The 21,366-nt window shown below is 58.1% G+C and carries 23 protein-coding genes; 14 read left to right on the forward strand and 9 right to left on the reverse strand.

Annotated features, from left to right (window positions below; genetic code table 11):
- Positions 1 to 3 precede the first annotated feature (3 nt).
- Complete coding sequence (locus ACR0MI_RS16650; RefSeq protein ID WP_170616560.1) at positions 4 to 453, reverse strand: tellurite resistance TerB family protein; 450 nt, start codon at positions 451 to 453, stop codon at positions 4 to 6.
- Positions 454 to 495: 42 nt separating this feature from the next.
- Positions 496 to 789 (reverse strand): DUF1330 domain-containing protein, encoded by a 294-nt coding sequence (locus ACR0MI_RS16655; protein WP_170616557.1) that lies wholly within the window; start codon positions 787 to 789, stop codon positions 496 to 498.
- A 264-nt stretch (positions 790 to 1,053) separates the two neighbouring features.
- Here ACR0MI_RS16655 and ACR0MI_RS16660 point away from each other — a divergent pair, with 264 nt between their 5' ends.
- The gene (locus ACR0MI_RS16660; RefSeq protein WP_170616555.1) at positions 1,054 to 1,851 is read left to right on the forward strand and encodes a peptidoglycan-binding protein; all 798 of its coding nucleotides are present in this window, start codon (positions 1,054 to 1,056) and stop codon (positions 1,849 to 1,851) included.
- A gap of 47 nt (positions 1,852 to 1,898) precedes the next feature.
- Here the strand turns inward: ACR0MI_RS16660 and ACR0MI_RS16665 are convergent, their stop codons facing one another.
- Both ACR0MI_RS16665 and secG read right to left on the reverse strand, forming a co-directional pair.
- The gene (locus ACR0MI_RS16665) at positions 1,899 to 3,542 is read right to left on the reverse strand and encodes a CTP synthase (RefSeq protein WP_170616552.1); all 1,644 of its coding nucleotides are present in this window, start codon (positions 3,540 to 3,542) and stop codon (positions 1,899 to 1,901) included.
- Between the two features lie 160 nt (positions 3,543 to 3,702).
- Complete coding sequence (gene secG / locus ACR0MI_RS16670) at positions 3,703 to 4,068, reverse strand: preprotein translocase subunit SecG (RefSeq protein ID WP_170817286.1); 366 nt, start codon at positions 4,066 to 4,068, stop codon at positions 3,703 to 3,705.
- A 150-nt stretch (positions 4,069 to 4,218) separates the two neighbouring features.
- Between secG and nthA the strand changes: the two genes are divergently transcribed.
- From nthA to ACR0MI_RS16700, 6 genes are all read left to right on the forward strand, one after another.
- A complete protein-coding gene (gene nthA / locus ACR0MI_RS16675; protein ID WP_170616548.1) occupies positions 4,219 to 4,833 on the forward strand; it encodes a nitrile hydratase subunit alpha in 615 nt (204 codons plus the stop codon).
- Positions 4,830 to 5,507 carry a nitrile hydratase subunit beta gene (nthB, locus tag ACR0MI_RS16680; RefSeq protein ID WP_170616546.1) on the forward strand — a complete coding sequence of 226 codons (678 nt, stop codon included), beginning with the start codon at positions 4,830 to 4,832 and terminating at the stop codon, positions 5,505 to 5,507. The genes nthA and nthB overlap by 4 nt, the downstream gene beginning before the upstream one ends.
- Entirely contained in the window at positions 5,504 to 5,833 is a 330-nt protein-coding gene (locus tag ACR0MI_RS16685) for a nitrile hydratase accessory protein (RefSeq protein ID WP_170616543.1), read from the forward strand. Before nthB ends, ACR0MI_RS16685 begins: the two co-directional genes overlap by 4 nt.
- A gap of 218 nt (positions 5,834 to 6,051) precedes the next feature.
- Positions 6,052 to 7,347, forward strand: coding sequence for an adenylosuccinate synthase (locus ACR0MI_RS16690; protein ID WP_170616541.1), 1,296 nt, complete (start codon positions 6,052 to 6,054; stop codon positions 7,345 to 7,347).
- Positions 7,347 to 7,589, forward strand: coding sequence for a DUF2842 domain-containing protein (locus ACR0MI_RS16695; protein ID WP_170616529.1), 243 nt, complete (start codon positions 7,347 to 7,349; stop codon positions 7,587 to 7,589). The genes ACR0MI_RS16690 and ACR0MI_RS16695 overlap by 1 nt, the downstream gene beginning before the upstream one ends.
- Before the next feature lie 553 nt (positions 7,590 to 8,142).
- The gene (locus ACR0MI_RS16700) at positions 8,143 to 8,745 is read left to right on the forward strand and encodes a hypothetical protein (RefSeq protein WP_170817285.1); all 603 of its coding nucleotides are present in this window, start codon (positions 8,143 to 8,145) and stop codon (positions 8,743 to 8,745) included.
- A 317-nt stretch (positions 8,746 to 9,062) separates the two neighbouring features.
- Here the strand turns inward: ACR0MI_RS16700 and ACR0MI_RS16705 are convergent, their stop codons facing one another.
- A complete protein-coding gene (locus ACR0MI_RS16705) occupies positions 9,063 to 10,688 on the reverse strand; it encodes a hypothetical protein (protein WP_170616526.1) in 1,626 nt (541 codons plus the stop codon).
- Positions 10,689 to 10,811: 123 nt separating this feature from the next.
- On the opposite strand from ACR0MI_RS16705, the gene ACR0MI_RS16710 reads away from it, so the two are divergent.
- Positions 10,812 to 11,519, forward strand: a complete 708-nt coding sequence (locus ACR0MI_RS16710) for a thiamine diphosphokinase (RefSeq protein ID WP_170616524.1) — start codon at positions 10,812 to 10,814, stop codon at positions 11,517 to 11,519.
- Here the strand turns inward: ACR0MI_RS16710 and ACR0MI_RS16715 are convergent.
- The 4 genes from ACR0MI_RS16715 to ACR0MI_RS16730 form a co-directional block, all read right to left on the reverse strand.
- A complete protein-coding gene (locus tag ACR0MI_RS16715) occupies positions 11,464 to 12,378 on the reverse strand; it encodes a DMT family transporter (RefSeq protein ID WP_170616522.1) in 915 nt (304 codons plus the stop codon). The genes ACR0MI_RS16710 and ACR0MI_RS16715 overlap by 56 nt on opposite strands.
- A 38-nt stretch (positions 12,379 to 12,416) precedes the next feature.
- Entirely contained in the window at positions 12,417 to 12,833 is a 417-nt protein-coding gene (locus ACR0MI_RS16720) for a GFA family protein (protein ID WP_170616520.1), read from the reverse strand.
- A 98-nt stretch (positions 12,834 to 12,931) separates the two neighbouring features.
- On the reverse strand, positions 12,932 to 14,305 hold the full coding sequence (locus ACR0MI_RS16725; RefSeq protein WP_170616518.1) for an L-serine ammonia-lyase: 1,374 nt from the start codon (positions 14,303 to 14,305) through the stop codon (positions 12,932 to 12,934).
- Between the two features lies 1 nt (position 14,306).
- The gene (locus ACR0MI_RS16730; RefSeq protein WP_170616516.1) at positions 14,307 to 15,008 is read right to left on the reverse strand and encodes a glutathione S-transferase family protein; all 702 of its coding nucleotides are present in this window, start codon (positions 15,006 to 15,008) and stop codon (positions 14,307 to 14,309) included.
- Positions 15,009 to 15,175: 167 nt separating this feature from the next.
- Between ACR0MI_RS16730 and rpiA the strand changes: the two genes are divergently transcribed.
- The 6 genes from rpiA to ACR0MI_RS16760 all read left to right on the forward strand — a co-directional run bounded on the left by rpiA (position 15,176) and on the right by ACR0MI_RS16760 (position 21,366).
- Positions 15,176 to 15,964 (forward strand): ribose-5-phosphate isomerase RpiA, encoded by a 789-nt coding sequence (gene rpiA / locus ACR0MI_RS16735; protein WP_170616514.1) that lies wholly within the window; start codon positions 15,176 to 15,178, stop codon positions 15,962 to 15,964.
- 129 nt (positions 15,965 to 16,093) lie between these two features.
- Positions 16,094 to 17,452, forward strand: coding sequence for a glutathione-disulfide reductase (gor, locus tag ACR0MI_RS16740; RefSeq protein ID WP_170616512.1), 1,359 nt, complete (start codon positions 16,094 to 16,096; stop codon positions 17,450 to 17,452).
- A gap of 72 nt (positions 17,453 to 17,524) precedes the next feature.
- Entirely contained in the window at positions 17,525 to 18,670 is a 1,146-nt protein-coding gene (gene hflK / locus ACR0MI_RS16745) for an FtsH protease activity modulator HflK (RefSeq protein ID WP_170616510.1), read from the forward strand.
- Entirely contained in the window at positions 18,670 to 19,548 is an 879-nt protein-coding gene (gene hflC, locus ACR0MI_RS16750; RefSeq protein ID WP_170616508.1) for a protease modulator HflC, read from the forward strand. Before hflK ends, hflC begins: the two co-directional genes overlap by 1 nt.
- A complete protein-coding gene (locus ACR0MI_RS16755; RefSeq protein ID WP_170616506.1) occupies positions 19,548 to 19,742 on the forward strand; it encodes a DUF2065 domain-containing protein in 195 nt (64 codons plus the stop codon). Before hflC ends, ACR0MI_RS16755 begins: the two co-directional genes overlap by 1 nt.
- A 181-nt stretch (positions 19,743 to 19,923) precedes the next feature.
- Positions 19,924 to 21,366, forward strand: coding sequence for a Do family serine endopeptidase (locus tag ACR0MI_RS16760; RefSeq protein WP_480854979.1), 1,443 nt, complete (start codon positions 19,924 to 19,926; stop codon positions 21,364 to 21,366).

The raw sequence follows: 21,366 nt of genomic DNA on the forward strand, positions 1-21,366 counted from the left end.
GGTTTATTCAGCTTCCAAGCGTGACAGCACCCGTTCGCGGGCAATCTGGCTGTCCTTGAAGCTAAGGCCCATGGCAATCCGGGCCTCTTCCACGATTTTCATTTCACCTTCGTCAGAGTTGCCATCGGCCAGCACGATCTCCCACAAGGCATCCAAAGCCGCCAACCGTTCTTTCAGGTCTGTTGTTTCGCGGATCAGCTTGCCGAATGTGTCGGTGTCGGGGGCCGCCGCGTGCAGCTTTTCGCAAGTTGCCCGCACTTTTGCAGCCTCGATCGCGTTGTGCTGGTAGAGGCGGGCCAAAATCCTGTCGATCAGGCTGATTTCTTCAAGCTTATAATCCCGATCCGCCTGTGCCACCCGCACCATCAGGGCCCCAAGAGCCAGTTCGGCATCCGGGTCGGGCAGGGTCGTCTGCTGGGGTGGGCGAAAGGCCTGAAAAAGCTTTTTTAGCATGAGCGCAGCTTATCCCATATTTTGTAGGTCGCCAAGCGTGGACTACCCGTCATAGCCCTGAACAATCACCAGATCGCTGGTCGCGACCGGGTCACGCAAAGCCTTGGCACATTGATAGGCGTCGCTATCATAACAGGCCAGCGCGTCCTCATAGCTTGGAAATTCAATCACGACCGTACGCGACCGCGAGGTGCCTTCCTTGATTTCGTATTCACCACCGCGGACCATGAACTTTGCCCCATAGGCGTGAAAAGGTTCGGCGTTTGCCGCAATGTAGTTTTTGTAGGTTTCAATGTCGTCCACATCGACGTGAGCGATCCAGTATCCTTTGGTCATAACTTGCCCTCTGATTCACGCTAAACGTGGCCTGATTGTGTGGCACATGGCAATCCCGCAAATGACGAAAACAACCCTTCGGAGTTTATTTGCCGGATTTGCCCGATTTGCGGAAATCGTGTATGCATAATGATGCATTAGACAAAGCAATTTTCGCCTCACGTATTCAGCGGAGCGTTGCTACGATTAAGTCTCCTTTTGAGAAACTGGCGCGGGCCGGACACGCTTTGATGTTGTGAGATGCGGTATTTCAGGAGGTCAGAAATGGTTAAGCCCAAGAAAGTTGTCGACATACCGAAAAAGATCAACAAAGGGCTAAGCTCTGCCAAGCGGTCCACAATGTTGGCTATCCTTGGCATGCCGCGGCCTGTGCTGGACAACAAGTGCCGAGGGATTGCAGGAAACGACAAGCTCAAATCGCTGATGGTCACAGACGACGTGGGGCCGTTCAAAGCGACCGGCCTGAAACCCGCTATTGCTTCGCTGCGCGGCGTTATGGCGGATGTGAAAGATGCTCATCCAGAAGTGTTCAAAACCCTTGGGAGTTCGGGGATGCTGTGTGTCCGAAAAATCAAGAACAGCAACAATCCGTCCAATCATTCATGGGGTTGCGCAATCGACATCAATATCGAAGGTGCATTGGATGGTATCGGTGTCAAAGGGGGAACCGCTGGTAAGGACGGCAAGACACTGGCGGGCCTTGCCGCGATGGCACCGTTTTTCAACGCGGCTGGCTGGTTCTGGGGCGTGGGTTTCAGCAGTTTCGAAGATGGAATGCACTTCGAGATTGCGGACGAGACCATACGCAAGTGGCACAAGGACGGTGTTTTGGGAGAGGCGATTTCAAACCGGACCGTCCCCAACGCGAACCTTTCCATTGGCGATATCGGGGCCGAAGTTCAGGAACTGCAAAAGCGGCTGGCGGAATTGGGCTACGACATTATTGCGGATGGTGAATTCGGCCAGATCACGCATGCAATTGTGATTGATTTCCAGGCAGAAAACGGTCTGGAACCGGACGGGATCGTCGGGCCCAAGACCCGCAAAGCACTAAAGCTCTGAATGGTGCAGTAGCCGGGCGCTGTTCAGCGCCCGGTCAGTCTGTTGTGTCAGACCAGGCGCGACGTTTCCTTGGCCGCGCGCACGAAATCGCGGAACAGCGGATGCGGGTCAAACGGCTTGGATTTGAGTTCCGGGTGGTATTGCACCCCGATGAACCACGGGTGATCCGACCATTCGACAATTTCCGGAAGACGGCCGTCAGGTGACATGCCCGAGAAGTTCAGGCCCGCCTTTTCAAGCTTGTCCCGGTACTTGATGTCCACTTCATAGCGGTGCCGGTGGCGTTCCTCGATATTGGTGTTGCCGTAGACCTCGGCCACTTTCGATCCTTCGGCCAGCACTGCGTTGTATGCGCCCAGACGCATGGTGCCGCCTTTGTCGTCACCGACTTTGCGTTCGATCTTGTGGTTGCCCTGCACCCACTCTTTCAGGTGGTAAACCACGGGTTCAAAACGTTTCTTCCCGGCCTCGTGGTCGAATTCCTCAGAGCCCGCCTCGGTGATGCCGGCGGCGTTCCGCGCCGCTTCGATGACGGCCATCTGCATGCCCAGACAAATACCCAGATAGGGCACCTTGTGCTCGCGGGCATACTGCGCGGCCTTGATCTTGCCTTCTGTCCCGCGCTCTCCAAATCCGCCGGGGACAAGGATGGCATGGTAGCCTTCCAGATAGGGCGCGGCATCCTCGGTGTCGAAGATTTCCGCATCAACCCATTCAATCTTCACCTTCACCCGGTTCGCCATTCCGCCATGGGTTAATGCTTCGGCGATGGACTTATAGGCATCTTCCAACTGAGTGTACTTGCCGACGATGGCGACCTTCACTTCACCTTCGGCGTTGTGGATGCGATCGCTGACATCTTCCCATTTCGCGAGATCCGGTTTGGGGGCCGGGCTGATCTGGAACGCATCCAGAACGGCCTGATCCAGCCCTTCATGGTGATAGGCCAATGGCGCGTCGTAGATCGTGGAAAGGTCTTGCGCCGCGATCACGCTGTCCGGGCGCACGTTGCAGAACAGGGCCAGTTTCTCGCGCTCTTTTTGGGGGATCGGACCTTCGGAGCGGCAGACCAGAATGTCGGGGGCCAGCCCGATGGAACGCAGTTCCTTCACCGAGTGCTGGGTTGGCTTTGTTTTCAGCTCACCCGAGGCCTTTATATAGGGCAGCAGCGTCAGGTGCATAAAAATGCACTGGCCGCGTGGTTTGTCCTGGCTAAACTGGCGGATGGCTTCAAAGAAGGGCAGGCCTTCGATGTCACCAACGGTACCACCGATTTCGCACAGCATGAAATCGACCTCATCCTCGCCGATGGCGATGAAATCCTTGATTTCGTTGGTAACGTGCGGGATCACCTGAATGGTCTTGCCAAGGTAATCGCCACGGCGCTCTCTCTCGAGCACATTGGAATAAATTCGCCCCGAACTGACCGAGTCGGTTTTTCGGGCGGCAACACCGGTGAAACGCTCATAGTGACCAAGATCCAGATCGGTTTCGGCCCCGTCATCGGTGACGAAAACTTCGCCATGTTCAAACGGCGACATCGTGCCGGGATCGACGTTCAGATAAGGATCCAGCTTGCGCAGACGCACCGAATATCCCCGGGCCTGCAACAGCGCGCCCAAGGCCGCCGACGCCAGTCCTTTGCCCAAGGACGAAACCACACCACCAGTGATGAAAATAAATCGCGCCATGTTTTTTCGGCTGCTCCCGTGAGACGTCAAAATCAGCTGCCCGGCGGTTCCGAAAAACCGCTGCATCACGGGACTTCACGTATAAAGGATTCGCGCCAATAGCGCAAGAGAACCGCAAGATGCTGTTGCAGTTCTCTTTCAGGTTTCTAGGTCTAGTGAATCAGTCGGCTTGCGGAATCAGCGGCGCGTTGTCGCCCTGCGCCGGTGGCAGAAGATCATCCGTTGACGGAACCGCTGGTGTGCTGTCTTCTGTTGCGGCCGGTGCCGGAACGCCCAGACGATCGATCACCGAACTGCCCGAGGATTTCTGAGCCGCCAGAATGGTCAGCGTGATCGAGGTTACGATAAAGCATGCCGCCAGGATCCATGTCAGCTTGCCCAGCGCGGTTGCAGCCGCACGACCGGTCATGGCGCCACCACCACCCCCGCCCATGCCAAGGCCGCCGCCTTCGGACCGCTGCATCAGGACGACGGCGATCAGGCCCAGAGCCAAAAGAAGATGGATGATGAGAACGACGTTTTCCATGGTGGTCCTGTACAGCGTGGCGTGTATCGCGTGGTATCTATGCAAGTTTGATGCTGGGGGCAAGGGAGGAGTTGGCATCAAGAACCCTGATGCTTCAGATCACGTCAAAGGGACTGGACAGCAGGGCTTTTCCTCGCGCAGGCTGCGGCCATGCCACATGATGATCACGATCACCCGCACGCCCTTTTGCCGCCCGAACCCGCGCTTCGCGTTAAGGCACTTGAGACGATTCTGACACGCAAGGGTTTGATTGATCCAGCCGCGCTGGATGAGATCATAGATACGTATCAGAATAGGATCGGCCCTCAGAATGGTGCCCGCGTTGTCGCCAAGGCGTGGAGCGATCCGGCCTTCAAGGCCGCGTTGCTGGAAGATGCCACGCCGGTTGTTGCCGAACTGGGATACTACGGGCGGCAGGGTGAACATATGGTGGTGGTGGAAAACACGCCCGATCAGCACAATATGGTCGTCTGTACATTGTGCAGCTGTTACCCTTGGCCGCTGCTTGGAATACCACCGGGCTGGTACAAGTCGGATGCCTACCGGGCGCGTGCAGTGCGAGAACCTCGCAAGGTACTGGCGGATTTTGGCGTGACGCTGCCCGATAACACATCGGTCCGGGTTTGGGATTCCACGGCCGAGGTTCGATACCTTGTACTGCCGATGCGTCCGCAGGGAACGGAGGGGTTAGGCGAAGACGAACTCGCCACGCTTGTCACGCGGGACAGTATGATCGGGACCGGATTGCCGAAGGTGCCGGCATGACTCGCGTGCACGACATGGGTGGACGTTTCGGCGACGGACCGGTTCGCCCCGAGCCCGAGGACGGCCCTGTATTTCCCGAAGACTGGCACGCCCGGGCGCTGGCGCTGACCCTGGCAGCCGGATCACTGGGACAGTGGAACATCGACATTTCCCGCCACGCACGGGAACGCCTGTCGCCCAAGGATTACACCCGGTTCTCGTACTATGAAAAGTGGATCTCCGCCCTTGCCGATTTGTTGGTGGAGCGCGGCATCCTGACGCCTGATGACCTGCAGGGGAACCCGTCTGAAAGCCCACATCCGTTGGCAGGCAAGGCCATGAAGGCCGAAGCAGTGGCCCGTGTACTATCCAGTGGTGGTCCCGCCGATCGTCCGTCGGATATTCCGGCCAGGTTCGTGGCAGGCCAGGACGTCGTTACCTCGCATCTGGCGGCCAATCGTCTTGTGGACGGCGGTCACACGCGTCTGCCCATCTATGCCGCCGGTGCAAAGGGGCGCATTCTGAGACTGCACGGAACGCATGTTTTTCCCGATTCAAACGCACACGGTCTGGGAGAAGCCCCTGAACCGCTTTACGCAGTGGTCTTCCCCGCATCTGAACTCTGGGCCAACCCGGAACACCCGAGGGATGAGGTGGTTTTGGACGTCTGGCAGAGCCATCTGGAACCCGCATGAGCACCTGTCTGACACATTCGGCACCTCAGCCCGTTTTTGACCAGCCATGGCACGCACAGGTCTTTGCGATAACCATGGCCCTGAACGAAACCGGTCGGTTCGGTTGGTCAGATTGGGTCGCCAGGTTTTCGGCGACCTTAAGAAAACATGGGCTGAGCAAAGAGTTGGATGGCGGAGATGATTATTTTCACGCCTGGCTCGAAACGCTGGAGGCGCTGTTGGCAGAGCATGGTGATGCTGCCCCGGATGAACTCCTGTTGCTGCGACACGCTTGGGAAGACGCCTATCTGACGACGCCTCATGGTGAGCCCGTTTGCCTCAGGTAAGGGTGAGGGGGCGCTGCCCCCGCCGCCCACCGGGCGACTCCCCCGGGATATTTCGGGCCAGATGAACAAGGGATCCGGACTTCATCTGGCCCAAAAATATCCCCGCCGGAGGCATCGCGCGCAGCGCGATTTGCGGATGCGTCGAATTACCTGTTTCCCTGCTGCTGTCACCTCGCTATACGAGCCGGGTTTGATAAATCAGCACAAAAGGACCTGGTATGGCCAATGTGGTTGTTGTCGGAGCCCAGTGGGGCGACGAGGGAAAAGGCAAGATCGTCGACTGGCTCAGCGAACGGGCGGACGTGATCGCGCGTTTTCAGGGCGGGCATAACGCCGGTCATACTTTGGTTATCGATGGCGAAGTCTACAAGCTTCATGCGCTGCCATCCGGTGTTGTGCGCGGCGGCAAGCTGAGTGTCATCGGCAATGGCGTGGTTCTGGATCCGTGGCATCTGGTCAAAGAGATCGAAACGGTCCGGGCACAGGGTGTCGATATCACGCCCGATACACTGATGATCGCAGAAAACACACCGCTGATCCTGCCGATTCACGGCGAACTGGACCGCGCGCGCGAAGAGGCTGCAAGCAAGGGTACCAAGATCGGCACAACCGGGCGCGGCATCGGGCCGGCATATGAAGACAAGGTCGGTCGCCGTTCGGTCCGTGTTGCGGACCTGGCGGACGAGGCAACTCTTGAAGCTCGGGTTGACCGGGCGTTGCAGCATCACGACCCGCTGCGCAAAGGCTTAGGGATCGAGCCGGTTGACCGCGACGGTCTGATCGCGCAGCTCAAGGAGATTGCGTCGCAGATTCTGCCGTTTGCCGCCCCGGTCTGGAAGGTGCTGAATGAAAAGCGCAAGGCGGGCAAACGTATTCTGTTCGAAGGGGCGCAGGGCGCCTTGCTGGACATTGATTTCGGAACCTATCCCTTTGTGACCTCGTCCAACGTGATCGCAGGGCAGGCTGCAACCGGGGTCGGCATCGGCCCGGGGTCCATCGATTTTGTGCTGGGTATCGTCAAAGCCTATACGACGCGCGTGGGCGAGGGGCCGTTCCCCACGGAACTGGAGGATGATGACGGTCAGCGCCTTGGTGAGCGTGGTCACGAATTCGGCACGACCACTGGTCGTAAGCGCCGGTGCGGTTGGTTTGACGCCTGCCTGGTGCGCCAGACCTGCGCGACCAGCGGTGTGAACGGTATTTCGCTGACCAAGCTGGATGTTCTGGATGGTTTCGAGACGCTCAAGATTTGCGTGGGTTACGAACTGGATGGCGAGCGCCTGGATTATCTGCCCACGGCGGCAGATCAGCAGGCGCGCTGCAAGCCGATTTATGAGGAAATGCAGGGTTGGAGTGAATCGACCGAAGGCGCGCGCAGTTGGGCGGACTTGCCAGCCAATGCGATCAAATACGTTCGCCGTGTCGAAGAACTGATTGAATGCCCTGTCGCCCTGTTGTCCACCAGCCCTGAGCGGGAAGACACCATTCTGGTGACAGACCCGTTTGCCGACTGATGAGCGACGAACAAAAAACCGGCCTGAGCTACAAGGCGCGCCGCCGCTGGTCACTGATTATTCTGCTGGTTGGCTTGCCCGTTTACGTCGTTGCCGTGGTGACGGTTGTGAACTGGCTGGATCGCCCGCCAATCTGGCTGGAACTGCTGGTTTACATCGTGCTTGGTATCTTGTGGGCATTGCCGTTCAAGTTCGTTTTCCGTGGCGTTGGCAAAGAAGATCCGGACCAGGGATCAAGTTAGCCACGCTGGCCAAAGCAAGTGTGTTGGAACGACAGAAACGTACGCGTCTTCCGGTTCGTTCCCAGATCGTTAAACAGAAAAAGGCCGGAGGTGTCCTCCCAAGCCACTATAGGTAAATGTTGACGAGCTATCGACCAGCAGCTAACCTGCTGGTCGTTTTCTTTTAGAAATAAGAGCTTGTGACGTGCCGGAACCCACGAAGGCTTCGCAAAAATCTGCGAACAAAATGAGAACTCGGCTTCCTCGCCTGCCGGGCGGCTTCTCAGTCAATTTTTGCCGCAATCCACTTTGTGACCTTTACGGCGTATTACCTGACCCACGAGATGGGCGCGGCCGACCAGCTAACCCTGGTTCGAACTTGGCGCGGGGCAAGGTCTCCGGGTCTGGAGGTGAGCGCACCTATGTTTGCCCAAGTTGCGGACGGTCTAGCATCCTCAAGTCCAACAAGGCATTGGCGGAAGAATACGCAAGGCTCTCCCGCCTGAATAGAAGAACAAAACGTGAAAGTTGTCCGAGTGTTGCATGTATCAATCATGGAGCGACCGTTGGGCTCATGCCGAGCCGGTATCGAAAGTTCGGTAAGACGGCCAGAGGTATTCGTAAACTTGTAGAAGTGCGCCACATGTGCACCGTCCACAGCGACAGCAAGTATGTCATTGCGTCTACAACAGATGTTGATCCTGACGTTCACCCGCTTGCCGTCGAAAAGGCGATGGATATTGTCGGAGACAAAGAAAAGCCTCGTTCTATGCGGGAGAACGCCCGGATTTGGTTTGCCAGTGAGTACATCGAGTACATTTGCAAGCGACACAAGGCGACCAACCCAAAATCAAGTAGGTGGCACCGTAACAAAAAGCCAAGAGAACTTGATGACGATATCAGGCTCCTTGAGATGGCCGCTAGGGTTCGACAAGACGCGGCCGAGTTTGCACATATCATGCTGCTCAAGAAGAAGATCGGTCGGAAGTATCGACTGCTGAACTTTTCAGTTGACCGCGAATTGTCATCCGCAGCAACCCAACACGTTGTTCTGGAATTGCTAGGCCACAGAAAGATGGCAGAAATCCCCTTTGCAGAATTCCAGTTCGGTGAAGAGCATCCGTTTCAAGCAATCAAAGAGCCACTAAGCATCATTCTTTCAGAAGGCAAGCTGTGATGGTTTGGCTCATGCCAGCGTTTAAAATCGAGCCAGTATCTCCCGCATTTGCGCAAATTTACTCGCGACGGCCAAGGTCCGCATTGGGCAGGGTACGGTCGAATGCGCTTGCGGCATTGAGGCTGTCTAACTGTGGCAGCATTGGGCTCGAAGCGGTCCTTCGCTGCACCAAAATCGAACGTCTGATAGTTGGCGCCAATTTTCGAACCTCTCAATAGGAGCACAAAAGGAAAGAGGCTGAACTCTCAACCTCTTTCAACATTTACCTATAGGGCCTTGGTGTCCTCCGGCCTTTTTCTGACTAAACCTTTTGCGGATCATCCCGCTGCGCGCTCGTCGCTGGGGCGAAAACCGATCTGGTTCGAGGCGGCAAAGCGGCCTCCGCCAGCCTTTTCGATTTTTCCATCCCGCAACAATTGACCGAACGAACGCAGGCTTTCTTCGCGGTTGAATTCGTCCTGCTTGAGGGACCGGACCTTGTTCATCAATTGCGGGCGCGAGAACTGTTCCTGACCCTCGATAAAGGACAGGTATGCAGCGGCGGCTTCCAGCAGATCAGGCAATGACTGAGCGCCCTGTTCCTGGGCGAACGTCGCGAAACCACCTTCGTCAGCAGACTTTTCTTCTTGCGGGGTGGTGACACGGCGGGGCGTGACGGGGCCAGATTCGTTTTGCTGATTGTCGATGCGCTGTTCCGCCACCAGTTTAAGCGGTGCAGCGGCATCGGATTCCGGACGCATGCTGGTGACCTGAATTTCCGGGCGGCGCGGGCTGACGACCGACGCCAGATCCCCACGGTATTCCTGATCCTGAGCTTTCTCGGCAGATTCACCCTTTTCCTTGCGCTCGGCTTCGGTGGCCGCAACCGCGGTGCGCAGGTGGGAATATGTCTCGCGCTGATCATTTGCTGCCGGGTCATCAAGTTGTTCGTCGGCTTTGTCCATCAGGCGGGACACGTCCAGATCAAGGCTCGAATGATCCTTCGGCTTTTGGTCTTCGGCCCGCTGCGCCAGTTCTGCCTCAACGGCCGAGATCTCGTCCAGCAGTGCAACTTCATCTTCGGCAGTCAGGAGACGCTTGTTGTCTTCCGCTGCTTCCTCTTGCGACTCAACTGCTTCGGATTCCTCTTCCTGCTCTGCCACGTCTTCTTCGCTGAGGATGTTTACGATCTCGTCTTCTTCTGCTTCTGCTTCCGGCTGTTCGTCTTCCGTCAGATCATCAAGGTCCGAAAACAGCGCGTCCGCTGCCGGAGCTTCAGCCTCGTCTTCAAACTCTTCGGATACAACAGGCTCCGGTGCGGGAACAGGTTCTGGAGCGGCGGGTGGGGTAGCCGCTTCGGGTGCAGGCATCGAGACAGGGGTCACAGGCTCGATGTCTGCCGGGTTCAGCGCGCCCGCCTCAAAGGCTGCGGCCACGGCGTCAACCGGGGCAGCGCCACCTTTCAGCAAGGTGCTGTCTTCGTCTTCCGAGTATTCGACAGGATTGTCAGTCGAGTGCGAAACCACCGCGCGGATCCGCTGAAGTTTGGCGGCGATGCTGTCAGCAGGGGGGGCTGGCGCAGCATCGAAGGGTTCGGCAGTGGCAACGGGTTGCGCTGGTTGCGGTGTATTGACGACGTTGAGATCGGGGGCACTGATGGTTGGTTCCTGTGCTGGCGGCGTTGCGGGCGTGGCGATCGTGGCTGAACTTTCGGTTGCGCGCAGCAGCAGGCCAGTGTCGCTCTGTCTGGCTTCCACACGTTTCGAGGCGTCCCGCTGTGCGATCCGGGTCAGCATTTCGGCGTCAGGCTGTGGCGGTTCCGAGCCGAAGTATCGATCATCTGCTGCAAGGTCGCGAAAGTACTCGGCAATCGCTTTCATCGTTTCAAACGAATCGTCAAAGCCTTCTAATGTGCAGGAGAAGGTTCCATAAGAAACGGTCAATACCTTGTTATTCTGTACCATCAGACGCACGTCCTTTACAAACTACCTGAACCAATTCGCCCGGAATCAGGCACACGTATTGGTTCGAAACTCTCTATATGAACCTATCATTTTGTGGTCTGAATGTGTCCAAATCCGGGAAAAATGATCAATCTTAGAAAAAATGCGCCGATTGTGCGGTCGTCCGAGCCAATCTTACTGGTTGGCGGAGGGCAAATCGGGCCCGATGATCTGAATCTGGCGCTGAATCGCGCCAATTTGGCCGTTGCAGCGGATGGTGGTGCGACGGTTCTCAGGGAATCGGGGCGTATTCCGGATGCCGTCATCGGTGATTTCGATTCGCTTTCCGCATCAGACCTTGAAGAGATACCGGCGGACCGCCTGTTTCCCATACCTGAACAGAACAGCACGGATTTCGACAAGGCGCTGCGCAATATCGAAGCCCCGGTGGTCTTGGGCGTTGGCTTTCTGGGCGGGCGTCTGGATCACCAATTGGCGGTCCTCAGCGTACTGATCAAGCGTCAGGACCAATCATGCATATTGCTGGGAGAGCACGAGGTCGTGTTTCATACGCCGCCTAAGGTTTCCCTGAACTTGCCGAAGGGGAGCGTGGTATCCCTGTTTCCCCTGCAAAGGGTGACAGGACGCTCGCAAGGGCTGGAGTGGCCGATCGATGATCTGGTTCTGGAGCCGGACGGTCAGATCGGCACGTCCAACCGGGCGGTATCCGAAGTCACGTTGCAGATGAATGGCCCGGGTCTGGTTGCAATGGTTCCCCGCGGCGCGCTGGATCAGGTCATGCAGGCGTTTCTGTCGGAGCAGACCGGGCGCTGGCCCGCTCGCGCAGAATGACGTAAAGACCTGCCGCCATCGTGATGCCGATCCCCAATGCGGCGATGCCGTTGGGCAGGTCGTGAAAGATCAGCCAACCGAACACGGTCGCAACCGGGATTTCCAGATACTGCATTGGCGCCAGTGTTGCTGATGGGGCATAGCGTAACGACCAGGTCATCAACAGGTGGGCGACGGTGCCCAGAACACCGATACCCAAAAGCAGCCAAACCGCGTCTTTGTCAGGCAGGCTGAACTTCAGTTCCGGAACGTCAATGGCGCTTCCTAGGGTCAGCACAGGCAGCAGGATCAGCGTTGCCATCGCGCCCGAGACAGCCTGGAGCGAAACCGGATCGGTTTCCTTGGCGATCTGCCGCGTGACAAGCATGAACAGCGCAAACACCACGGCCACGATCAGCGGCAGCAGGGCAGGCGCTCCGACCTGAGCGAAGCTGGGCTGAATGACGAGAAGCGTACCGGCAAACCCCACGACGCAGGCCAACAATCGCCTTATGCCAACCTCTTCATCCAGAACGAACCTGCCCAGAAGCAGCATGATGAAGGGCATAACGAAGGCGATAGCGATGGCATCGGCCAGCGGCAGGAATTGCAAGGCGCTGAACATCGCGGTGATGCCAAGGATGTGCAGACCGGTCCGGATCACGGTCAGTTTCAGAATACGCCCCCGCAGACGCCAAGGACGACCTGTGAGGGCGACCAGAGGGATCAGGATCAGTGCCTGCACGGCAAACCGGGTGAAGACCAGTATGCCGATCGGAGTTGTCTCACCCAACAGTTTGGCCATGGCATCACCCAGCGGGGCGAGCATGCAAAAGCCAAGCATCAGAATGATGCCGAGTACGGGTCGGTCCTGAGTCATGTTCGCGACGCTAACGATTTGCTGCGGACGGGGAAAGGTCAGCTTTCCGGAAGCGGTTGGTATTTGGTGTAATCGGGTCCGATGCAGCAGGGCAGGCCGTCATTCAGCTTGAGCCAGCTGAGTTTCTCTTCATGGGCGACGTGCAGGGTAGGCCGCAAAGCCTCGGGATCCTCAAGTGCGGCGACGTACATATGCATCACGTCGGACATAGACTGCGAGCGAAAGGACATTGGTGTGCCGCAATGCGGGCAAAAGCTGCGTTCCACGCCCGGAGAGGAATGAAACGTCTTTGGTGTTTCACCCGTCCAGCGCCATTGGCTGTCCCGGATGCCGAAATAGGCGGTCATCGGGGCCGAGCATTGCCTGCGGCAGCTTTCGCAGTGGCAGGTGACGCAGGACAAAACAGGTGGACTGACTTCAAAGCCGACCTTTCCGCAAAGACAACGTCCACGCATGAAACACCTTCCTTTCAGGAACAGATTTGCACCGCTTTTGGTGCAAATCCATCCAGAAAACGCGGAAATACGGACGCTTTGCGACGTCGCCGTTTGCCTCAGCAGTTCGGAACATTGACGGCCAGGCCGCCCAGAGACGTTTCCTTGTAGCGTTCGTGCATGTCGTGCCCGGTCTGGCGCATGGTTTCAATGACCGAATCCAGAGGAACGAAATGCTTGCCATCGCCGCGCAGCGCCAGCGAGGCCGCTGAAACCGCCTTGATCGCACCCAGACCGTTCCGTTCGATACAAGGCACCTGAACAAGTCCGGCAACCGGGTCGCATGTCATTCCCAGGTGATGCTCCAGCGCGATCTCCGCAGCGTTTTCGACCTGTTCGGGCGTGCCGCCCATCACTGCGCATAAACCGGCGGCCGCCATCGCCGAGGCGCTGCCAACCTCGGCTTGGCATCCGGCTTCTGCGCCCGAGATCGAGGCATTGAACTTGACCAGCCCGCCAATCGCGGCAGCCGTCAAAAGGAAATCTTCCACATGGCTTTCGGACGCGCCGGGTACGTGATCCAGATAGTACCGCAAAACGGCCGGCAGAACGCCTGCGGCCCCATTGGTGGGCGCCGTGACCACCTGGCCCCCGGCAGCGTTCTCTTCGTTGACGGCCATGGCGTAAACGCTCATCCAGTCGTTGATCGTGTGCGGAGCGTTCAGATTCATGCCACGCTCGGCCACCAGTGCGTCATGGATGCCTTTGGCACGGCGGCGAACCTTGAGGCCACCGGGCAGAATGCCATCTGTGACCAATCCACGTTCGATACAGTCATTCATTACCTGCCACAGGCGCGCGGTGCCCTTGGCAAAACTGTCCGCGCATCCACGCGCGATTTCATTCGCGCGTTTCATGTCCGCGATGCTTTTGCCGCTGGAACTGGCCATCTCAAGCATCTCGACTGCAGTTTTGAACGGAAACGGCACCGGATCACCTTCATCCGTTGCCTTGCCCTCGGCCAGTTCTTCTTCGGTCAGGACAAACCCGCCACCGATCGAGTAGTAGACCTGCCTGAGGATCACATCGCCCTGCGCGTCTGTGGCCATCAGGATCATACCATTGGCGTGGCCCGGCAGGTTGTTTTCATAGTCGAACACCAGATCCGATTTTGGATCGAACTTCAGCGTCGGCAGCCCTTCCGGCGTGACAGTATGCGAGTCGGATATGGCGGCCAGCGCTTCTTCGGCCTTGTTGTTGTCATAGGTGTCCGGAACAAACCCGGCCAGCCCGAGGATCGTGGCGCGGTCGGTCGCGTGGCCCACACCTGTGAACGCCAGTGAGCCATGCAATGACCCCCGAAGCCCCGAGAATTCGAACGGCGAGGCGCGCATCAGGTCCAGAAAGCGGGCCGCGGCAACCATTGGTCCCATGGTGTGGGACGAGGACGGGCCGATGCCCACTTTGAACATATCGAAGACAGATAGAAACATATCAGGTAGCTGAGCCTTCTGGTGGTGTAGCGTATGATGGTGCAGTGAACGGTGCAACTCCCAGCCCTTCCGCTGCGATTGCTGCGCGCGTTGCGGGGCGGGCTTCCAGTTGCAGCAAAAGCTGCCTCAGATGAGGAGTGTCAGTCAGTTGGAACCAGCTGCGATCGGCCTCGGCCGGATACAACGCCATCCATCGCATCATGCAGGCGATGTAGTATGACAGGGCCGACGGTTGGTCTGAGCCAAACCAGCCCGGCGTGTCCTTCGCCTGCTTTTCGAGGATTGAAAGATGTCGTTTCAGGCGGGTCCGGATACCAGCCCGCAGCGCTTCTGTCTGCGCCGCCTCAATGTACTTCTCGGCATAGAACAAAATGCGCAGGTCGGCGTGCAGCGTGTTCGACGCAAAAAAAAGCCATTTCAGATACGCCGCGCGGTCCGGATGCTGCGGAGCCGGTGCGAGTTGCCCGTGTGTATCGGTCAGCCACAGCAAAATGGCTGCAGTTTCAAAGATCGGTCCCTGCGGCGTCTCCAAAACAGGGATAAGGCCGTTGGGGTTCAGTTGCTTATAGGCAGCACTGTTTTGCTCATCACGGGTCCGATCGACCAATGCGGTCTCATAAGGCAAACCCATCTCTTCCAACGCCAGTCGGATCACTAGCGAGGCGTTGTCAGGGGCGTAATGCAGGCGGTAGCGCGGTTCCATAATGCATATCTATTACGCACCTTTCCCGCAGGACACGCCGATTGCGACGTTTCCAATAGGAAACGCGTATTTTCGCGACAGGGCGCCCCGTTGAATTGGCGTTTTGGGTCTCGAAGTTGAGTGTGGCATTTCGTATAAGGCCCGCAGCAACTTGGGGGAAAGCTGCCATGACAGGGGATCTGTCGCCCATCGACAAGGCGAAATATGTAGCCGCGCACCGTGCCGCGGAAATGGTTCAGGACGGCATGCGTGTCGGATTGGGAACCGGATCAACGGCCGCTTGGCTTGTGCGTCGGCTCGGCGAACGGGTGCAAGTGGAAGGGTTGCGGATCAAGGGCGTGCCCACTTCGACCCGCACGGCACAGCTGGCGCGAGAGGTCGGGATCGAAGTCGTCTCGCTGGATCAAGCGGGGTGGCTGGACCTGACCATAGACGGTGCGGATGAATTTGACGGCGAGTTGAACCTGATCAAGGGCGGCGGCGGAGCGCATCTTCAGGAAAAGATCGTGGCAACGGCCAGCGATCAGATGGTGGTCATCGCCGATGCAGGCAAAGAAGTTGAAACCCTGGGGGCATTTCCATTGCCGGTCGAGGTGATCCCGTTTGGCTGGCAAACCACGCGAACCCTGATCGAGGAAGCACTGGATACGATGGATGTGCTTGGCACCTCGGCTGCGCTGCGAATGAACGGCCAGGCCCCTTTTGTCACTGATGAGGGCAACCACATTCTGGATCTGCATCTGCAACGCATCGGAAATGCCCGTCAGTTGGCGCTGGTGCTGAACCAGGTTCCCGGAGTGGTCGAGAACGGGTTGTTCATCGATATTTGCGACAAGGTAGTAATTGGCCACGGTGACGGGCGGGTCGAACTGCGCGACATCAACGAAGGAACCCTGGAACTGGACCAGTTGGCCGATGGCGAAAGGGACAATCTGTTTTCGGACCTCTCTGATTGAAAATTGCGGCTGGATTTTCTGCAAATGGCGAGAGAGAAACCCGAATTCCTGATCCTTAGGGGTTGGCAGACGATTTTCCGCGCCCAGATATCCAGAACCCTTCAGGCAAACTGAACAAAGGAACCCGGTATGAGCTTTGACTATGATCTTTTCGTTATCGGTGGCGGCTCGGGCGGGGTCCGTGCAGCACGCGTGGCCGCTGGTGAGACCGGCGCCAAGGTGGCGCTGGCGGAAGAGGATCGGTATGGCGGAACCTGTGTGATCCGGGGCTGTGTTCCAAAAAAGCTGATGGTTTTCGCCAGCGAGTTTTCCGGCATGGTAGACGATGCGCAGGCCTATGGATGGGATGTTCAGCCGGGTGCGCTAGACTGGAATACATTCCATGGCAAACTGGTGGCGGAACTGGACCGGCTGGAAGGTATCTATCGCAACATTCTGAAAAACAACGGTGTCGAAAGCTTTGACCAGCGCGCCACTGTGGTCGATTCCCACACGGTTGAGCTGGCGGATGGGACACGCAAGACGGCCAAGCACATCCTGATCGCCACCGGCGGACGCCCTGTGGTGCCCGAATTTCCGGGCTCTGACCTAGCGATCACATCAAACGAAATCTTCCACCTCGACAAGCTGCCCGAATCCATCCTGATCGTTGGTGGCGGCTATATCGCCAGCGAGTTTGCCGGGATCATGAACGGGATGGGGGTCAAGACCACCCAGTTCTATCGCGGTGCGCAAATCCTGCGTGGCTTCGATGAAGAAGCGCGTGGTTTGATTTGCGAAGAGATGCGCCAGAACGGCATCGATGTGCGCCTTGGCACCAACGTGCTGGAGATGACCAAGGAAGGTGACAAGATCCGGGTAAAGGCCACTGACGGCACTGAAGATCGGTTCGATGTTGTCATGTACGCGACTGGCCGGGCTCCGAATGCGGATAATCTGGGGCTTGAGGCGCTGGGCGTAGAACGGGGTCGCAAGGGCGAGATTGTGGTGGATGAGTACAGTCAGACCGGCGTGCCCTCGATCTATGCCATCGGTGATGTAACTGATCGCGTGAACCTTACGCCGGTCGCCATTCGCGAGGGCATGGCCTTTGTGGAAACTGTGTTCAAAGGCAACCCGACCCCGGTTGATCATGAACTGATCCCGACGGCGATCTTCACGCAACCGGAATTCGGAACCGTCGGACTAAGCGAGGAAGAGGCTGCGGCACAGGAGCCGGTCGAAGTTTACGCGACATCCTTCAAGCCGATGCAGAAAGCCTTCGCCGGCGGCACGCAGCGGGTATTGATGAAACTGATCGTCAGCCAGGCGACCCGCAAGGTGCTGGGCTGTCACATCGTCGCGCCAGGTGCGGGCGAGATGATTCAACTAGCCGGGATCGCCGTCAAAATGGGCGCGACCAAAGAAGATTTCGACCGTACGGTTGCGGTTCATCCGGTAATGGCGGAAGAACTTGTTACAATGCGGCAACCTGTGCGCACTGCTTGATTTGCAACCGCGCGCACACAAGTTACAAGGGACCCCGTGATCACACGGGCCTAAACGAAGGAATAGACACATATGGCGGGCAACAGCGGCGGCCCCTGGGGGGGCGGAGGCTCCTCGGGCGGCGGAGGAAATCGGGGTAACAACGGTGATGGGCGCAAGCCCCCCGAAGGAGATGGCCCGCAGATCCCCGAGATCGACGAGCTGATGAAGAAAGGCCAGGAGCAGCTGCGCGTGCTGATGGGTGGTCGTGGCGGCGGTGGCCGTGGCGGCAACGGTCAGGGCGCAGGTGGTGGTGGCCCGGTCTTTACCAAAGGCACGGTAGTCATCGGCGCTCTGGTCGCAGTGGGCCTTTGGGCGGCTGCCAGCTTCTATACCGTGAAACCGGAAGAACAGTCGGTTGAGTTGTTCCTGGGTGAATTCTCGGCCGTTGGGAACCCGGGTCTGAACTTTGCACCCTGGCCGGTTGTGACCGCCGAGGTTATTCCGGTTACCCGCGAACAGACCGAGGATATGGGCGGTACGCGCGGCAGTGATGATGGTCTGATGCTGACCGGCGACGAAAACGTGGTGGATATCGACTATCAAGTCGTTTGGAACATCAACGATCCCGCCAAATTCCTGTTCAACCTGCGCGATCCACGCCAGACAATTCGCGCGGTGTCGGAATCGGCGATGCGGGAAATCATCGCGCAAAGCGAACTGGCCCCGATCCTGAACCGCGACCGCGGTATCATTGCTGATCGTTTGCAAGAATTGATCCAGGCGACGATGGACAGCTACGACTCGGGCGTGAACATCATTCGTGTGAACTTCGACAAGGCCGACCCGCCGCAGGACGTGATTGCTTCGTTCCGCGACGTTCAGGCCGCCGCGCAAGAGCGTGACCGCCTTCAGAACGTCGCCGACGCCTATGCGAACCGCGTACTCGCCGAGGCGCGCGGTGAAGCCGCACAGGTTTTGGAAGAAGCCGAAGCCTACCGAGCCCAGCAGATCAACAGTGCGATGGGTGAAGCCAGCCGCTTCAGCGCCGTTCTGGAAGAGTATTCCAAAGCCCCGGATGTAACCCGCAAACGTCTGTACCTTGAACGGATGGAACAGGTTCTGGGTGACGTGGACAAGATCATTCTGGACGAGAACTCGACCGGGCAGGGGCAGGGCGTTGTGCCGTATCTGCCGCTGAACGAGCTGCGCCGTAATCAGGCCGAGGGGAGCAACTGATGCGTAAGTCACCCATTATTCTGATCGTTCTCGTCATCCTGGTCGTTGCCGGACTGTCGTCGATCTTTATCGTCGACGAACGTGAACGCGCCCTTGTTCTGCGTTTTGGACGGGTCGTTAACGTCAAGGAGGAACCGGGCCTCGCGTTCAAGCTGCCGGTTTTCGACGAAGTGGTGCGTTATGACGACCGCATCCTTTCGATCGACGTGCAGCCGCTTGAGGTGACACCACTGGACGATCGCCGCCTTGTGGTCGATGCCTTCGCCCGTTATCGGATTGCCGATCTGAACCAGTTCCGTCAGGCCGTTGGTGTCGGTGGCGTTCCGGTGGCCGAGGATCGTCTGGACCGTATCCTGCGCGCTGAAACACGCGAAGTTCTGGGTTCGGTTTCGTCGCGCGACATCCTGAGTTCGGACCGTGCTGCCCTGATGCTGCGCATCCGCAACAGCGCGATTGCCGAAGCGCAGGCGCTGGGCGTTAACGTGATCGACGTGCGCCTGAAGGCCACCGATCTGCCGCAGGCGAACCTTGAGGCTACGTTCGACCGGATGAAAGCCGAGCGGGAGCGTGAAGCCACTGACGAACGCGCCCGTGGTAACGAAGCGGCGCAGCGTGTGCGCGCGCAGGCCGACCGGACCGTGGTCGAACTGGTCTCGGACGCCAACCGTGAAGCCGAGATCATTCGTGGTGAAGCTGACGCTGAACGCAACGCGATTTTCGCCGAAGCCTTTGGCAAGGATCCGGAGTTTTTCGAGTTCTATCGCTCGCTTTCCGCATATGAGCGCGCGCTGCGCGGTGGCAACAGCTCAATGGTGCTGAGCCCGGACTCGGATTTCTTTAATTACCTGAAATCGCCTACAGGTCAGGGCGGACGGTAATGGGTATGATCCTTCTGGCCTTCGGGCTGGTACTGATTGTCGAGGGGCTGGCCTATGCGCTGGCCCCTTCGCTTATCGAACGGATGCTGGAAACCCTGCGGACCCTGCCCGAGCAGGCACGGCGAATTACGGGTCTTTTGTGCGTGATCAGCGGGCTGATCCTTCTGTGGGGTGCCTATCAGCTGGGCTTTTGAGCAGGACATCTCACTTGCCGGTGATTTCCACGCGATCCTGAGTTGCGGGACAGGTCAAACTGACTACATTAGTCCGTAAGAAGGGCCGCGAGAGAGTGGCCACCTGAATAATTCGACAAGGAGACCCCAGGTGCAGGCAAAAGCACGCAGTATTTCCCTCGGGCGCGAAGACGCGGTTTTTATGATGCGGTGGATGTGGTTGGCCTTTGCCGCGATGGTGTTGGTTCTGGCCCAGACCGTAGCCGTTCAGGCCCGGGGCGAAAGCCTTGCGCCGCTGGCAGAAAAGATAAGCCCCGCGGTTGTCAACATCACGACCAGCACGCTGATCGAGGGACAGACCGGTCCGCGCGGGATCGTGCCCGAAGGGTCCCCATTCGAAGACTTCTTTCGCGAGTTTCAGGACCGTAATGGCGACGGCGATGAGAACCTCCCACGCCGCAGCAATGCGCTGGGTTCCGGGTTTGTGATTTCCGAAGACGGGTTCATTGTAACCAACAACCACGTCATCGCCGAAGCGGACGAAATCCTTGTCGAATTCTTTCCCGGTGACGGGCAACCCGTAAAGGAGTTGCCGGCCAAGGTGATCGGCACGGACGAAAAGACCGACATCGCACTGCTTAAGGTCGAAGCGACCGGTCCGCTCAAATATGTAAAGTTTGGTGACAGCGACACGGCGCGCGTTGGTGACTGGGTGATTGCCATGGGCAATCCGCTGGGGCAGGGATTCTCGGTCTCGGCCGGTATCGTATCGGCGCGCAACCGCGCGCTCAGCGGCTCTTACGACGACTACATTCAGACTGATGCAGCTATTAACCGGGGCAACTCGGGTGGGCCGCTGTTCAATATGGATGGTCAGGTCATTGGTGTGAACACCGCGATCCTGTCACCCAATGGCGGGTCCATCGGTATTGGCTTTTCCATGGCCTCGAATGTGGTGGTCAAGGTTGTCGATCAACTGCGCGAATTCGGCGAGACACGTCGCGGTTGGCTGGGTGTGCGCATTCAGGACGTGACCGAAGACATGGCCGAAGCCATGGGGCTGGAGAAGCCCGGTGGCGCCCTGATCAGCGACGTGCCCGAGGGGCCGGCAAAAGAAGCCGGGCTGAAGGCGGGTGACGTGATCCTGAGTTTTGATGGCGTCGAAGTGGAAGACACGCGCGGGTTGGTGCGTCAGGTGGGGGAAACAACGGTCGGCAAGTCCGTTCGCGTCGTTGTCCATCGCGACGGCGGTACACAGACCGTACTGGTCACTCTGGGTCGTCGCGAGGATGCTGAACGGGTGGAAAACGGAGATGAGCCCGCGCAAACGGACGATGAGGACGAAAACTCCGAGATCCTGGGGCTGACCATTTCCCCGCTGACCGACAAGCTGCGGGAAGACCTTGGTCTGGACGCCGAAGCCGACGGGTTGGTCGTCAGCGAAGTTGATGAGGCGTCTGAAGCCTATGCCAAGGGATTGCGGGCCGGTGATCTGATTACCGAGGCCGGTCAGCAAAAAGTGACATCCGTCAATGACCTCGAAACACGGATGGAAGAAGCACGAGAGGCCGGGCGCAAGTCCCTGCTGCTGTTGGTGCGTCGCGGAGGTGAACCCCGGTTCGTCGCACTCAGCCTCGGTGAGTGA

Source organism: Ruegeria sp. D4 (assembly GCF_056534475.1).